This window comes from Pseudoalteromonas sp. KJ63-1 (genome assembly GCF_055808145.1).
The window spans coordinates 1741487-1756588 of the sequence record NZ_CM147855.1 but is presented as its reverse complement, the minus strand read 5'-3'; the positions used below and the strand labels follow the sequence as shown (position 1 = coordinate 1756588).

7 protein-coding genes are annotated in these 15102 nt (G+C 39.8%); all 7 read left to right on the top strand.

Annotated features, from left to right (window positions below):
* Positions 1 to 42: 42 nt before the first annotated feature.
* A complete protein-coding gene (gene pepN, locus AC0L7Q_RS08220; RefSeq protein ID WP_413402180.1) occupies positions 43 to 2637 on the top strand; it encodes an aminopeptidase N in 2595 nt (864 codons plus the stop codon).
* Between the two features lie 3 nt (positions 2638 to 2640).
* Positions 2641 to 2862, top strand: a complete 222-nt coding sequence (locus tag AC0L7Q_RS08215; protein WP_409423169.1) for a DUF2835 domain-containing protein — start codon at positions 2641 to 2643, stop codon at positions 2860 to 2862.
* A gap of 250 nt (positions 2863 to 3112) precedes the next feature.
* Complete coding sequence (locus tag AC0L7Q_RS08210; protein ID WP_290167627.1) at positions 3113 to 5209, top strand: DUF1302 domain-containing protein; 2097 nt, start codon at positions 3113 to 3115, stop codon at positions 5207 to 5209.
* A 13-nt stretch (positions 5210 to 5222) separates the two neighbouring features.
* Positions 5223 to 6587, top strand: a complete 1365-nt coding sequence (locus AC0L7Q_RS08205; RefSeq protein WP_010390152.1) for a DUF1329 domain-containing protein — start codon at positions 5223 to 5225, stop codon at positions 6585 to 6587.
* Between the two features lie 124 nt (positions 6588 to 6711).
* Positions 6712 to 7707, top strand: coding sequence for a WD40/YVTN/BNR-like repeat-containing protein (locus AC0L7Q_RS08200; protein ID WP_413402177.1), 996 nt, complete (start codon positions 6712 to 6714; stop codon positions 7705 to 7707).
* A complete protein-coding gene (locus AC0L7Q_RS08195; protein ID WP_413402175.1) occupies positions 7707 to 10028 on the top strand; it encodes an efflux RND transporter permease subunit in 2322 nt (773 codons plus the stop codon). Before AC0L7Q_RS08200 ends, AC0L7Q_RS08195 begins: the two co-directional genes overlap by 1 nt.
* 210 nt (positions 10029 to 10238) lie before the next feature.
* Complete coding sequence (locus tag AC0L7Q_RS08190; RefSeq protein WP_413402173.1) at positions 10239 to 15080, top strand: NAD-glutamate dehydrogenase; 4842 nt, start codon at positions 10239 to 10241, stop codon at positions 15078 to 15080.
* Positions 15081 to 15102 lie beyond the last annotated feature (22 nt).

Genomic DNA, 15102 nt, shown 5'->3' with positions numbered 1-15102 from the left:
GCTCCTTTTATAACTAAAAGGGGCTATTTTTTTGGAGTGAACATGACTGAACTACAAAAACCTCAAGCAGAATACCTAAAAGACTACCAAGCCCCTCATTTTTCAATCGAACACACTGAGCTGACATTTGATTTACAGCCATTAAAAACTCAAGTAAATGCTCTATTAACGCTTAAGCGCGTTGGCGATTCAAATGCGCCACTGGTATTAGATGGCATAGACTTAACTTTGATCTCTTTGTCGGTAGAGGGTGCAGATCTCACAGATTATAAAATTATAAATCAGCAATTAATCATTAATAACTTACCTGATGAATGTCAGCTAAGCATAGTGACGCAAACATCACCACAAACCAATACTTCACTTGAGGGGTTGTACTTATCAGGCGGTGCTTACTGTACTCAATGTGAAGCGCAAGGGTTCAGAAAAATAACCTACTATATGGATCGTCCTGATGTTCTTTCTACTTTTGATGTCACTATAATTGCAGATACAACATTCCCGCATTTACTCTCAAATGGTAATCAAGTTGATAGCGGTGAAACGCAAGATGGACGTCATTTTGTAAAATGGCAAGACCCATTCAAAAAGCCAAGCTATTTGTTTGCTTTAGTGGCAGGGGATTTTGATGTTTTACACGACAAATACACAACACGTAGTGGTAAAGACGTCACCCTAGCGTTATTTGTTGATAAAGGAAATCTGCCAAAAACAGAGCATGCCATGACGTCGCTAAAAAAAGCGATGGCCTGGGATGAAACTCGCTTCAATTTAGAGTATGACCTTGATATTTATATGATTGTTGCCGTTGATTTTTTCAATATGGGAGCTATGGAAAATAAAGGCTTAAATATTTTCAATAGTAAATGCGTGTTGGCAAATCAAGAAACGGCAACCGATAAAGATTACCACACCATTGAGTCTATTGTTGGCCACGAGTACTTTCATAATTGGACCGGAAATCGTGTGACTTGTCGTGACTGGTTTCAATTGTCTTTAAAAGAAGGCTTAACAGTATTTCGAGACCAAGAATTTAGCAGTGATTTGGGCTCCCGTGCGCTAAATAGAATAGATGCTGTAAAAGTAATGCGTACTCATCAGTTTAGTGAAGATGCAGGTCCTATGGCTCATCCGATACGTCCAGAAAAAGTGATTGAAATGAATAACTTTTATACTGTGACTGTATACGACAAAGGGGCTGAGGTAATTCGCATGATGCATACCCTTTTAGGTGAGCAAAACTTTCAAAAAGGCATGGCATTGTACTTCGAACGCCATGACGGGCAAGCGGTGACCTGTGATGATTTTGTTGCAGCAATGAGTGATGCATCATCCATTGATTTATCCCAATTTAAGCGTTGGTATAACCATTGTGGTACACCTCGCCTGAACGTAACTAAAAAGTATGATGAAGCTTCGCAAACATTCTCGCTTAGCGTAGAGCAGCTTACGCCAGCGAATCAGCCTGAAAATGCAATGTTACATATTCCTTTTGCTATTGAGCTTTTAGACTCTCAAGGGCAGAGCATTGCATTACAGTACCAAGGCAAGCAGCTTGGTCATGTACTGGATGTAACGAATAGCTCGCAAACATTTCACTTTGATAATATTCACAGTAACCCAACCGCTGTATTGCTCGAAGATTTTTCAGCCCCATGTATTTTAAATCAATCTATTAGTGAAGCGGATTTATTACATATTATGCGTTTTGCGCGTAGCGACTTTTCTCGCTGGGATGCACAACAGCAGTTATTTATTAACGCACTTAAAGCCAATGTTACTTCAGCAAGTAAGACCCCTTTGAGTGAGGATGTGATTGATGCACTTCGTGCATTGCTATCTCAGCGTGAGGGCGATTTAGCGCTGGTTGCTGAACTATTGAAGTTGCCAAGTTTTGATACCTTAGCTGCTGAATTTGAAATAATACCGGTAGATCAAATAACGGCTAATATTGAGTTATTTGAACAGCAAATTGCCACGCAATTGCACAGTGAATTTTTAAGCTGTTACCAAGCCATTACCGATGATGGCAGTGTGAGTGCGCAAGCGGTAGCAATACGTTCGCTGAAACAACTGTGCCTTCATTATTTGGCAAAAATCGACAGTGTTGATGCGGCAAATTTAATTGAGCAGGCTGCAGCATCAACAAATATGACCAATGTTCTCGGTGCATTGAGCAGTGTGGTTAAAGCAGCACATCCATTGTCTGATAAATTACTCGAGCATTTCGACGCTCAGTGGCGCCATGATGTATTAGTAATGGATAAGTGGTTTGCTCTGCAAGCGATGAACTCAGCTGGTGATGCTATTGAGAAAATAAAGGCCTTGTACACACATCCTTGCTTTGATTTTTCAAATCCGAATCGAGTGCGCGCATTAGTGGGCAGCTTTTCCCATTTTAATACTGCACAGTTTCATCGTTTAGATGGCAAAGGCTATACATTACTTGGCGATTTATTAATTAAGCTCAATGCGATTAACCCGCAAAATGCATCTCGAATGTTAACGCCGTTTATGTCGTGGCGTCGTTATGATGAAACCCGTGCAACTGCAATGAGGACCCAACTAGAGCGATTAGCTAACTTAGAAGGGTTAAGCGACGACTTATTTGAAAAGGTTGAAAAAGCCTTACAATAAATCATGATAGAACATTACTTTAGTATGCATTTGAGCTATACAAAGTGCATGGATTATTATCATGGACGGTATAGCTCTATCCAAGTGACAGCTGATAGCGGTACAACAATTCGTTTTTCCGCTCATCACCTTCGACCTTTTATTTCTAGCCTAGGTATCCGTGGTCGATTTAGACTCATTTTAAGTAATGAAAACAAGTTCATCCGTCTCGAACGAGTAGCTTAGCAGTCATTTTTTGTGTTATAAATACATATTAATATTGCTTTTTTGTTAATTTCGGTTTGTTCTATTGTTAATTTACGTGTATAAATTATCTGGTATGACGTCTTACCAATACGTAAACGTTGAACAAATAAAAAATATAACTGATTGAAGGCGGCCATTTGTAATTTGTTTGATTCGCTTCTATCGTTACGATTACACTAAAAACAATAACTTGATCACACAAAAATACCCGCGACAGGGGGGAACCAAAATGATAAGAAGATCGCTTTTTGTTAAAAATAAAATAGCACTTGGCTTAACAGCTGCGGCTATGGGTTTAACTGCAGCACAGACACAGGCTGCAACATTTGAGGTTGGTGGTTTTGATATCGCCTTCGATTCTACCTTTTCATATGGTCAGAGTATTCGGGTTGAAGACCGAAATTTTGATATGATTGGTAAGAGTAATAATCCATCATTTGATTGGACGGGTTACAACCCAGCACTCAATACGATTTATTCATCCCAAGATGTCTGGGCTCAACCAGGGTCCTACTCAAACAACGGTGACGCGGGCGGTTTAAATTTTGATAGCGGTGAGTCTTTCTCAAAACTATTAAAAGGCACGCATGACTTATCAATAAGTAAAGATAACTACGGCTTATTTACCCGTTTTATGTATTTTTACGATTTTGAATTAATGGACGGCGATCGTGCTTATGTTAATCCAACATCAGGGCAAGGTGTAGACCCTTGTGATGACGATGATACTAAAGAGCAAAGTTGTGCCGACCTTCGTTTACTTGATGCCTACGTATGGGCGAACTTTGATTTAAACGATGGTAATAACCCGCTTTCAATTCGTGTTGGTCAACAAGTAGTAAACTGGGGTGAAAGTACGTTAATTTCTCATGGTATTAACGTTAACCCGGTCGATATAGACCGTTTAAAAGCACCAGGTGCTGAGCTAAAAGAAGCGTTTATTCCGGTTGGTATGTTGTGGGCATCGTTAGGGCTTACAGAAAACATGACCTTAGAAGGTTTTTACCAATACCAGTGGCATGAAACTCGTCTACCGGCTGCAGGGACTTATTTTTCTACCAATGATTTTGCTGCAGAAAACGGTTATCAACAAAACGTACAGCTAGGTTTTACTTCAAATCCTGATATTGATTTAGCATTTTTAACAAATAGTTTAAATAACTTGATAGCAACTCACTCTCAAGTAGCGGCAAGTCAGGGGATTGATCCATCAAGTGCTGCAGGTCAACAGCTATTAGCTAATATGTACTTGACACACCCGACCAAGGTTGCCCTCAAAGGTAAAGGCTATGATGGCAAAACAGAGCCAGATGATGGCGGCCAATACGGCTTACGACTCGGTATGTTTTTACCAGAGTGGAATGATACCGAAGTAGCGCTTTATCACGTAAATTACCATAATCGTCGTCCGCTTATTTCGGGTCGCGTATCAAACTTTACGCAAGCATCAATTCAACAAGATTTAGCGATGATTGCAAGTACTGAGATTACCTCTGATAACGTATCCGATTTAAAAGCATTTGCTAAAGCAACTAACGAATACCCTGAAGATATTAAACTTTACGGTTTAAGCTTTAACACCTCGCTTGGTGAAACTGCTTTTGCGGGTGAGTTTACTTTTCGTGAAGACGAACCGCTGCAAATCGATGACGTAGAGCTACTTTACGCTGCGATGCCTGAGCAGTTAGCTATTGCTGGTTTACGCCCTGAGTTTGCAGGTATTTCGCAAATGAGTAAAGGCGATGATGCAAGCGTTGTTGGGCCAGGCGAGTTAGCCAAAGGTTATATCGAACGCAATACGTCACAATTACAGTTTACGGCAACACATCTATTTGGTCCTTCATTAGGCGCTGATAGTTGGGCTGTTGTGGGTGAAATTGGTGGTGTTCGTATTAATAACATGCCCGAGTACGATGAGATCCGTTTAAATGTCTCTGGTACTGGCCGAAGTGGTGTTATTCAGGGGCCTGGTAGCTCAGATTACTCTTCACTACATATGGCATTATCTAATGGACCTGAGCAAAAATCGTTTGCTACGGCTTCATCGTGGGGCTACCGCTTAATTGCTAAAGGTGATTACTTTAACCTTTACAATGGTATTAACTTCTCACCACGTTTTGTATTTTCTCATGATGTAAATGGTAACACGCCAGATCCAATGTTCTTATTCATTGAAGATCGTAAGTCATTAGGTGCAACTATGAGCTTTAATTACCAAAATGCATGGTCTTTAGATGTGAGTTACAACTCATTTTGGGGTGGTGGCGACACCAACACTTTCTCTGACCGAGATTACGTTTCTTTTAACTTAAAATATTCTATCTAGGGGTAACATTATTATGATTAAAAAACCTACCCTCATTGCTACAGCGTTTTGTAGTTTGTTTGCAAGCCACGCAGCGCTGGCTAAAATTAGCCCAGAAGAGGCTGCGCGCCTTGGTAAAGACTTAAGCCCAATTGGTGCGGAAAAAGCAGCGAATGCTGATGGCTCAATCCCAGCATGGAATGGCGGTATTACTGCTGCTCCAGCAGGTTATGAACCGGGTATGCACCACTTAGACCCTTATGCAACCGATAAAGTATTATTCACTATTGATAAAAGTAATATTGATAAATACAAAGAAAACTTAAGCCCAGGACAAATCGCGTTATTTGAAGCGTACCCAGATACGTTTAAAATGCCAGTGTATGAAACCCGTCGTTCTGCGTCTTTTCCACAATTTGTGTACGATGCAACCAAAAAGTTTGCAACGTCTGCTGAATTAGTTGAAGGCGGAAATGGTATTAAAAGTACAGCTATTGGTATTCCATTTCCAATCCCTAAAACGGGTTTAGAAGCAATTTGGAACCATTTACTTCGTTACCGTGGTCAGTCTATTGAGCGTTTTGGTGGTCAGGCAGCACCGACGGCATCGGGGTCATATAACTATGTTGGTTTTGATGAGCAGTTATTAGTTAAATATTCAGATCCAAGTGCTACTCCGGCTGAACTACAAGATTCTAATATTTTGTTTAAGTTTAAACAGCAAGTGACAGAGCCAGCTCGTTTAGCAGGGACCGCGTTATTGGTGCATGAAACTATGGACCAAATTTTAACGCCGCGCCAAGCGTGGACGTACAATTCAGGTCAGCGCCGTGTTCGCCGTGCACCTAATGTAGCGTACGATGCACCGGGTACAGCAGCAGATAGCTTACGTACAACTGATGACTTTGATATGTTCAATGGCTCGCCAAATCGTTATAACTGGACGCTAAAAGGTAAGCAAGAGCTTTACATCCCATACAATAGCTACAAGCTTCACAGCGACAAGCTAACTTATGATGATATTTTAAAGCCTGGTCATATCAATCCTGAGCATACACGTTACGAAAAACACCGTGTATGGGTTGTTGAAGCAAACTTAAAAGATGACACTCGTCATATTTACAAAAAACGTGTTTTCTACATTGACGAAGACAGTTGGCAAGTACATGTTACCGATATTTACGATAATCGTGACCAACTTTATCGTGTAGCAATGGCTTATGGTCTTAACTACTATGAAGTACCGACACAGTGGAGTACGCTTGAGGTATACCACGATCTTAATTCACGTCGCTATTTAGCCATTGGTTTAGATAACCAAGAAAAGATGTATGATTTTTCTCAGTCATTTAATGACAATGAGTTTACATCGAGCGCTTTACGTCGCGCTGGCAGATAGTATAAAAGCAGGCACCTAGTTTCCTAGGTGCCTTTTTTCTTTCACATCGCGTTTGTCTATTAACGCACAGGTTTTCCTCTTTATAACAGACAAACAAATCCTCAGTTCAAGGCGAATTAAATTTATGAAGTATTTGGTCTATGCCAGCCTGATCCTAAGCGGTGCGAGTTTTGCACAAGACGCACCTCAAAGTGCGATTAGCGCAATTAATGCAGATAAAACACTCCTTACCGATATTACACAAACTTCAGCTGGGCTTATTGCTGTAGGTAAACATGGGACGGTCATTAAAAGTATTGATGGTAGCGATTGGCAACAAGCGAAATCAGTACCTACACAAGTATTACTAACAGCGGTTGAATTTACTAATGATTCTAATGGCTGGGCATGTGGACACGACGCCACAATTATCAATACCACCGATGGTGGTGAAAACTGGCAGTTACAACAAGCAAAACCAAGCTTAGATAAACCCTGTCTAGATATTTATTTTAAAGATGACTTAAATGGCTATGCTGTTGGCGCTTACGGTATGTTTTATCAAACGAGTGATGGCGGCAAACATTGGCAAAAACGCTTTTTAGATTCGCTGTTATTTAGTGAAGATAGAGACTATTTAAATGATTTAAAACAAACCGATCCTGAGGGTTACGAAATAGAAACCGCGTCTATATTACCCCACTTTAATCGCATTGAACCGACTAGTACGGGTTTAATGCTAGTCGGTGAGATGGGCTTATTGGCAACAAGTGATGACGATGGCCGAACATGGCAACGTTTAGATGAAATTTACCCAGGTTCGTTTTTTGGTTTTGCATCAGATTCATCGCAACAAATTGTTGCAGGACTGCGCGGTAATATTTTCGTAAATAAAACCAATAGTCAGCAGTGGCAGCACTTAGACAATGATAAAACAGCTACTGTAAACAGCATCATAAATTATAACGATAAACAATGGCTATTATTGGCCAATAGTGGTGTTATTTTTCACCTTAAAGCTGATGTGCTGTCTTATGAGCAATTGGCTGATGGTAAAGCGATTCTTGATGGTGTGATTGTAAAAGATAAACTGATCATGGCAACAGAAAACGGCATTAAAGTGAAGGAGTTGACCCCTTAATGCAAGCAATTTTAGATTTTTTAGAAAAAGCGATTTTTAGACACCGCTTAGTGGTACTCATAAGTTTTGTGTTGATCACTTGTTTATTGGTTTTTAAAGCAACGCAAATTCAGCTCGACGCGTCATTTAATAAAAATATTCCACTTAACCATGAATATATGAAGGTTTACACCAAGCATGAGAAACAGTTTGGTGGCGCTAATAGTATTTTAATTTCAGTATGTGATGACAGTGGTGATATTTTTAACCCTGAATTTTTTACTCAATTAAAAGCCGTACATGATCAACTTTACTTTATTCCTGGAGTAAATCGCCCTTTAGTCAATTCGATTTTTTCACCTAGTGCGCGCTTTGTTGAAGTTGTTGAAGACGGCTTTGCTGGCGGACCTATTATTCCTGCTAACTTTAAAGCCGATAAACAGGGTTTAGGGATTGTAAAAGAGAACATTGAAAAGGCCAAAGTAGTGGGCCGTATGATAGCAAGCGATTATTCGTGTGCTATGGTAACAGCCCAATTGCTAGAGACTGATCCACAAACACAAGAAAAATTAGACACCCTCGCTTTTGCAAAAAAATTAGAAAGCGAAATTCGTGAGCCGCTCAGTACAAATGAAATTAGTATTCATATTATTGGTTTTGCAAAAATGGCAGGCGATATTGCCGAGGGTGCAAAAGGGGTTGTATTATTTTTTGCCATTGCAATTGCGTTCACTTTTGTCATGGTATGGCTATTTTGTGGCAGTTTAAAACTTACTATTTTACCGATTGTGTGTTCAATTATTGCGGTAATTTGGCAGTTAGGGCTACTTTCTAGTTTAGGCTTTGGTCTTGATCCTATGTCTATCTTAGTGCCATTTTTAGTGTTTGCTATTGGCGTAAGCCACGGTGTGCAGATGATTAACGCCATTGGTAAAAAGGTTGCTGAAGGTAAGTCTACATCAGTATGTTGTCAATCAAGCTTTAGAGCTTTACTTGTGCCTGGCGGGATTGCGCTGTTATCAGATACAGTCGGCTTTTTAACCCTTTTAACCATTGATATCGGTATTATTCGTGAACTTGCTATTACGGCGAGTTTAGGGGTGGCGGTGATTATATTTACTAATCTGATTTTGTTGCCAGTGTGGGCATCGTATATGCGCTTTGAAAACAGCATCCATATTCAATCAGGTGATGCTAATAAACCGAACATACTTGATGCAATGCGCGATTTATTAGTTAAAGCAACCTATCCAAAAACAGCAAAAATTATTATTGGTTTCACTTTGGTTTTATTTGCACTGGGCTATTGGCAAGCAGATAAAATGCGTATTGGTGATTTACATGCCGGTGCACCATCCTTGCACCAAGATGCACGTTACAACCAAGATACTTTCTTAATATCGGACAAATACACAATTTCATCTGATATTCTTAAAGTCATTGTAGAGGCTTATCCTGCAGCGTGTACCGAGCATGACGTCATGGAGCGTATATCACGCTTTCAATATAAAGTTGAAAATTTAGCCGGTGTACAATCAGCGGTCAGCCTAAGTTCAGTGGCACAGTCAGTTAATGCCGGTTATAACGAGGGCAATTTAAAATGGCAAAGTTTGCCGCGCAATTCTGCCAGTTTGGTGCAGTCAACCTCTCGCGTTGAAACCAGCACAGGGTTATTAAACGGTGATTGTTCTGTAATGCCCGTGATTATATTTTTAGATGATCACAAAGCACAAACTATTGATAACGTGATTGCAAAAGTAAAACAATTTGCTGTAGAAGAGGGCACAGATAAACTTGCTTTCAAATTGGCATCAGGCCCTGTAGGTGTAATGGCAGCAACTAACGAGTCTGTTTCAGCTGCACAAATCCCTATGATGCTCTATGTTTATGGTGCGGTGATTATTTTATGCTTACTAAGTTTTAAGAGCGTAAAAGCAACTATTGCAGTGGTATTACCTTTGTACATAGTATCAACCCTTGCACAAGCACTTATGGTACAACTTGAGATTGGTCTAACTGTTTCAACGTTACCAGTAATTGCTTTGGGTGTAGGTATTGGTGTTGATTACGGTATTTATATTTTGTCATCGATGATGGGGCAGTTAAAACAAAACGTGCCACTGAGTATTGCTTATCGTAATGCATTAGTTGAACGTGGGAGTGCGGTGTTATTTACCGGTATTACGTTAGCAATTGGTGTTAGTACGTGGATTTTTTCTGATTTGAAGTTCCAAGTTGATATGGGAATTCTGCTTACCTTCATGTTTTTAGTAAATATGTTGGGTGCAGTGTTACTTTTACCTGCAATTGGCAGCTTGCTCTGGACTGACCAGAAAAAATAAGGTGAATAAATTTGCTCCTAAATGGCCAGTAATGGCCATTTATATCTATATTTTGTGAATAGATGACCAAATAGCTGAAATGCTTAAAATGTTTTCATCGAAAAGGCTGTTTATTAGTTTTAAAAGGGTTAGAATTTAACTGACTCCACGCTAATAAATGGCTGTACAAATATTCTGCTAAACTAGCAGTGATAGATTAAGGAACATACAATGACACGAAATGAAGGCCAAGCCTCGGTTATTTTAGATAACGTCTGTAAGCTTATCCAGAAAAAAGTTCGCGCTGATAATGTGTTACTCGTTGAGAAATTCGCCAAAGCCTTGTACAGCAATATGTCTAAAGAGGATTTGGCAAATCGCAACGACAGTGACTTATATGGTGCTGCACTCAGCCTTTGGAATTCGCTAGAAAAAAATACATCAGATGACGCAGTTATTCGCGTTTTCAACCCTGAAGTGGCTAAAGATGGCTGGCAGTCATCACATACCATTGTAGAGATCATTGCTAAAGACATGCCGTTTTTAGTGGACTCTGTACGAATGGCCATGACACGAGAAAACATTGCCTCTCATTTACTTCTTCATAGCCCGCTGAAAATTCAACGTGATAAGAAAGATAAAATATCAGGGTTATCAAGCTTAAAAGCAGAGCAAGAATCAACATCAACAAAAACTGTATTCTTCATAGAAATTGACCGTCAAACAGATGCAACTGTTATTGAGTCTTTCAAAAAAGAACTTGAATCAGTACTCGTTGATGTATCGATTGCGGTTGAAGATTGGCAGCCTATTCGCGAAAAATTAATCGCGGTAAGCAAAAGCTTGCCTAAAAGCCATAAAGATAAAAGTGATAACGAAATAAATGAAACCGTTGAGTTTTTAGATTGGTTAGTGAAAGACAATTTCACATTAATGGGTTATCGCCAATATGAACTTTCACCAGTTCAGGGCGACTATCAATTAAAGGGTAAAATGGATACCAGCTTAGGGTTAATGAAAAACTCTGATGCTGAGCATACACGCTTGCTTTCTGAGTTACCTGAAGTGGCGCGCCAAGAGGCACGCAGTAGTAACCTATTAATTTTAACTAAAACTAATTCATTGTCTCGCGTTCATCGCCCAGCTTACATAGATTATGTGGGTGTAAAACGTTTTGATGACAAAGGCAATGTTATTGGTGAAGATCGTTTCATCGGTTTGTTTTCATCAAACTTTTACAACAATAGCGCTGCTGATGTACCGGTTCTTAAAAGTAAAATTAATCGTATTATGGATATGTGTGACTTCGCTAAAGGGACACATGCATACAAAGCCGTATTAAATATATTAGAAACTTACCCACGTGACGAACTGGTTCAAGCTCGAGAGAATGAGTTACTTGAAGTTGCCATGGGCGTTTTGCAGATACAAGAACGTGACATGTGTCGCTTATTTGTTCGTAAAGATGCATATGGTCGTTTTTTATCATGCATGGTTTATGTACCTCGTGAGCGTTACAACACAGCGCTTCGTCGCGAAACGCAAGCTATTTTAGCCAACGCATTTAATTCTGACGTCAAAGTCGAATTTACTACCTATTTCTCTGAGTCTACACTGGCGCGTACCCATTACACTGTTCGTGTGACCGACAACAATATTGAATTTAACGTGAAAGACATAGAAAACAACCTAATAGAAGCCGCTCGTACATGGGAAGACAAATTACAATCAGCCTTACTTGAATCTGCTGGTGAGGCCCGTGGTAATGAATTAAACCGTAAATATTGCAATGCCTTTGCACGCTCATACAAAGAAGAAGTATTACCTAGCGCTGCAGTGGTTGATATTGAAAAGCTAGAAATGCTAAGCGATGAGAACAAGTTAGAAATGTTGTTCTATCGTCCACAAGAAGAAGCAAGCAGCAATATTGTGCGTTTAAGCTTATTCCACAAAGATGAGCCAATTCATTTATCTGATGTTATGCCAATGCTTGAAAACTTTGGTCTACGTGTTGTAGGTGAAACGCCATACTCGGTTAAAACTAGTGATGGTGGCGTAAATTGGGTCATGGATTTCTCTATGCTAATTGACAGCAAAGGGATGGCTGATTTTGATAAGATCTCTGCACGTTTTCGCGCTGCATTAACCAGTGTATGGGCAAATCGATTAGAAAACGATGGCTTTAACCGTCTAGTGTTAATGGGTGGTTTAACAGGTCGTGAATCATCAATTTTACGTGCATACGCAAAGTACATGCGCCAAATTGGGGTTACTTTCTCGCAAACGTATATTGAAAGTACTTTTGCAAACTACCCGCATATTGCCGCTAAAATCGTTAACTTATTCTCTAAAAAGTTCTCTGTAAAAAGCCCTGCAAGTGCTAAAACACTTGAAAAACTAGGCTTAGAAATTTATGCAGAGTTAGAAAACGTAGCGAACCTTGATGATGATCGTATTATCCGTTTATACGTTGATATGATTGTTGCTACATTACGTACAAACTACTTCCAAAAAGATGCTGAAGGTAAATTTAAGTCTTACATCTCACTTAAAATTCAGCCAAGTTTAATTCCAGAAGTCCCACTACCTGTACCAGCGTTTGAGATATTTGTTTATTCTCCACGTGTTGAAGGTGTGCATTTACGTTTTGGTAAAGTTGCCCGTGGTGGATTGCGTTGGTCAGATCGTCGTGAAGATTTCCGTACAGAAGTACTTGGCTTAGTAAAAGCGCAACAAGTTAAAAATACCGTGATTGTACCGGTAGGTTCAAAAGGTGGATTTGTATGTAAACAACTACCTAGTGAACGTGAAGCGTTTATTAAAGAAGGCCAAGAATGTTATAAAATCTTCATTCGTGGTTTATTAGATATCACAGACAATATTGACCGTGGTGAAATTGTACCTGCTGTTGATGTTACACGCCATGATGAAGACGATGCGTACCTAGTAGTAGCAGCGGATAAAGGCACAGCAACATTCTCTGATATTGCCAATGGCATCGCAAACGAATATAACTTCTGGCTAGGTGATGCGTTTGCATCAGGTGGTTCAGTAGGTTATGACCATAAGAAGATGGGTATTACGGCTCGTGGTGCATGGGAGTCTGTAAAACGTCATTTCCGTGAAATGGATATTAACTGTCAAACCACAGACTTTACAGCAGTAGCTATCGGGGACATGGCCGGTGACGTATTTGGTAACGGTATGCTGTTATCAAAGCACATTCGCTTGCAAGTGGCGTTTAATCACTTACATATCTTTGTTGATCCAAACCCAGATGCAGCAGCTTCTTATCCAGAGCGCGAACGTTTATTTAATTTACCACGTTCATCATGGGAAGATTACAATAAAGAGCTAATTTCAAGCGGTGGTGGTATTTTCTCGCGTGCTGCTAAGTCGATTACGCTGACCCCTGAGATGAAAAAGATGTTAGGCACAAAAAAAGCCAGCATGACACCGAATGAATTGATCAAAGCATCATTAATGATGGATCATGATTTACTTTGGAATGGTGGTATAGGGACTTACATCAAACATTCTAAAGAAACGGATGCTGATGTTGGGGACCGTGCCAATGATGCGTTGCGTATCAACGGTAAAGATCTTGGTGCTAAAATATTTGGCGAAGGCGGTAACTTAGGTGCAACCCAATTAGGTCGTATTGAATTTGCAGCTCAAGGCGGTCGTGTAAATACTGACTTCATCGATAACGTGGGCGGGGTTGCGTGTTCAGATAACGAAGTAAATATTAAAATTTTACTCAATGGCTTAGTTGCTGAAGGCGACTTAACGCGTAAGCAACGTGATGAACTACTTTATTCAATGACTGATGAAGTGTCTGAATTAGTACTTAAAGATTGTTATCGTCAAACGCATACTTTATCGATTACTCAATCTAAAGGTACCTCAACGCTTAAAGAAAAAATTCGCTTTATTCATGCACTTGAAAAAGATGGCAAGTTAGACCGTGCAATTGAGTTTATTCCTACCGATGAAGAGTTGGCAGAGCGCGCCGCTGCAGGTAGAGATTTAACACGTCCTGAGCTTTCTGTATTGGTGTCTTATGCGAAAATGGTTCTTAAAGAGTCATTAGTAACCGACGAAATTACCGAAAACCCTTACTATCGCCAGTTATTGGTTAAATCATTCCCACGCCCATTACGTGAGAAGTTTAATGATGCGATGGATAATCATCCACTACGCAAAGAGATTATTGCCACTAAGTTAGCAAATAATATTGTTAATGATATGGGCTTAAACTTTATGGTGCGTATGAATGAAGAAACCGGTGCAAACGAAGCTGAAATTGCATTGTGTTACTCAATCGCAAGTGAAATTTTCCAAATGCGTGAAACATGGTTATCTATTAGTGATTTAGATAACAAAATACCATCGAACGTACAAACAGAAATGTTATACCAGTTACGTCGTACTGTTCGTCGTGCAACACGTTGGTTCCTTCGTCATCGCACCAAAGCACAATCAATTGAGCAAGCGATTGAAATCTTCTCACCTACATTTGCTGATTTAAGTGAAAACTTAACTAAATACATCGTTAAAACAGAAAGCGATCGTATTGTAAGTGCTCGTGAAGAACTAACACAAAGCGGTGTACCTGCAGATATTGCACAGCGTATTGTGTCGTTATCAAGCTTGTTCTCGGTAATGGATTTAACGCAAATTGCACAAAACTCTAATCGTAAAATCGATATGGTGTCGCACACTTACTTTAAATTAGGTGCGCAAATGGGACTACATTGGTTCTTAGATCAAATCACTAATCAACCGGTTTCTAACCATTGGCAGGCACTAGCGCGTGCATCATATCGTGAAGAGTTAGATTGGCAGCAACGCACCTTGTCAGAAGTTGTATTAAACAGCTTTGAAGGTGAAAACAGTGATGTAGATGGCCAAATTGAACAATGGATGGATAGTCAAGATCTGTTGCTTCAACGTTGGAAGCAAATGCTGACAGAGTTTAAAACATCGCAAAGTCATGATTTTGCTAAGTTCTCAGTGGCATTAAGAGAGCTTATGTTGCTTGGTCACAATTGTGATACATCAGCAAAGTAACAAACTGCTATTGATTAAAACT

What these genes read in the sequence shown, in the direction of transcription:
- pepN (WP_413402180.1), top strand. Translation starts at nt 43, where the DNA reads ATGACTGAACTACAAAAACCTCAAGCAGAATACCTAAAAGACTACCAA.
- AC0L7Q_RS08215 (WP_409423169.1), top strand. Translation starts at nt 2,641, where the DNA reads ATGATAGAACATTACTTTAGTATGCATTTGAGCTATACAAAGTGCATG.
- AC0L7Q_RS08210 (WP_290167627.1), top strand. Translation starts at nt 3,113, where the DNA reads ATGATAAGAAGATCGCTTTTTGTTAAAAATAAAATAGCACTTGGCTTA.
- AC0L7Q_RS08205 (WP_010390152.1), top strand. Translation starts at nt 5,223, where the DNA reads ATGATTAAAAAACCTACCCTCATTGCTACAGCGTTTTGTAGTTTGTTT.
- AC0L7Q_RS08200 (WP_413402177.1), top strand. Translation starts at nt 6,712, where the DNA reads ATGAAGTATTTGGTCTATGCCAGCCTGATCCTAAGCGGTGCGAGTTTT.
- AC0L7Q_RS08195 (WP_413402175.1), top strand. Translation starts at nt 7,707, where the DNA reads ATGCAAGCAATTTTAGATTTTTTAGAAAAAGCGATTTTTAGACACCGC.
- AC0L7Q_RS08190 (WP_413402173.1), top strand. Translation starts at nt 10,239, where the DNA reads ATGACACGAAATGAAGGCCAAGCCTCGGTTATTTTAGATAACGTCTGT.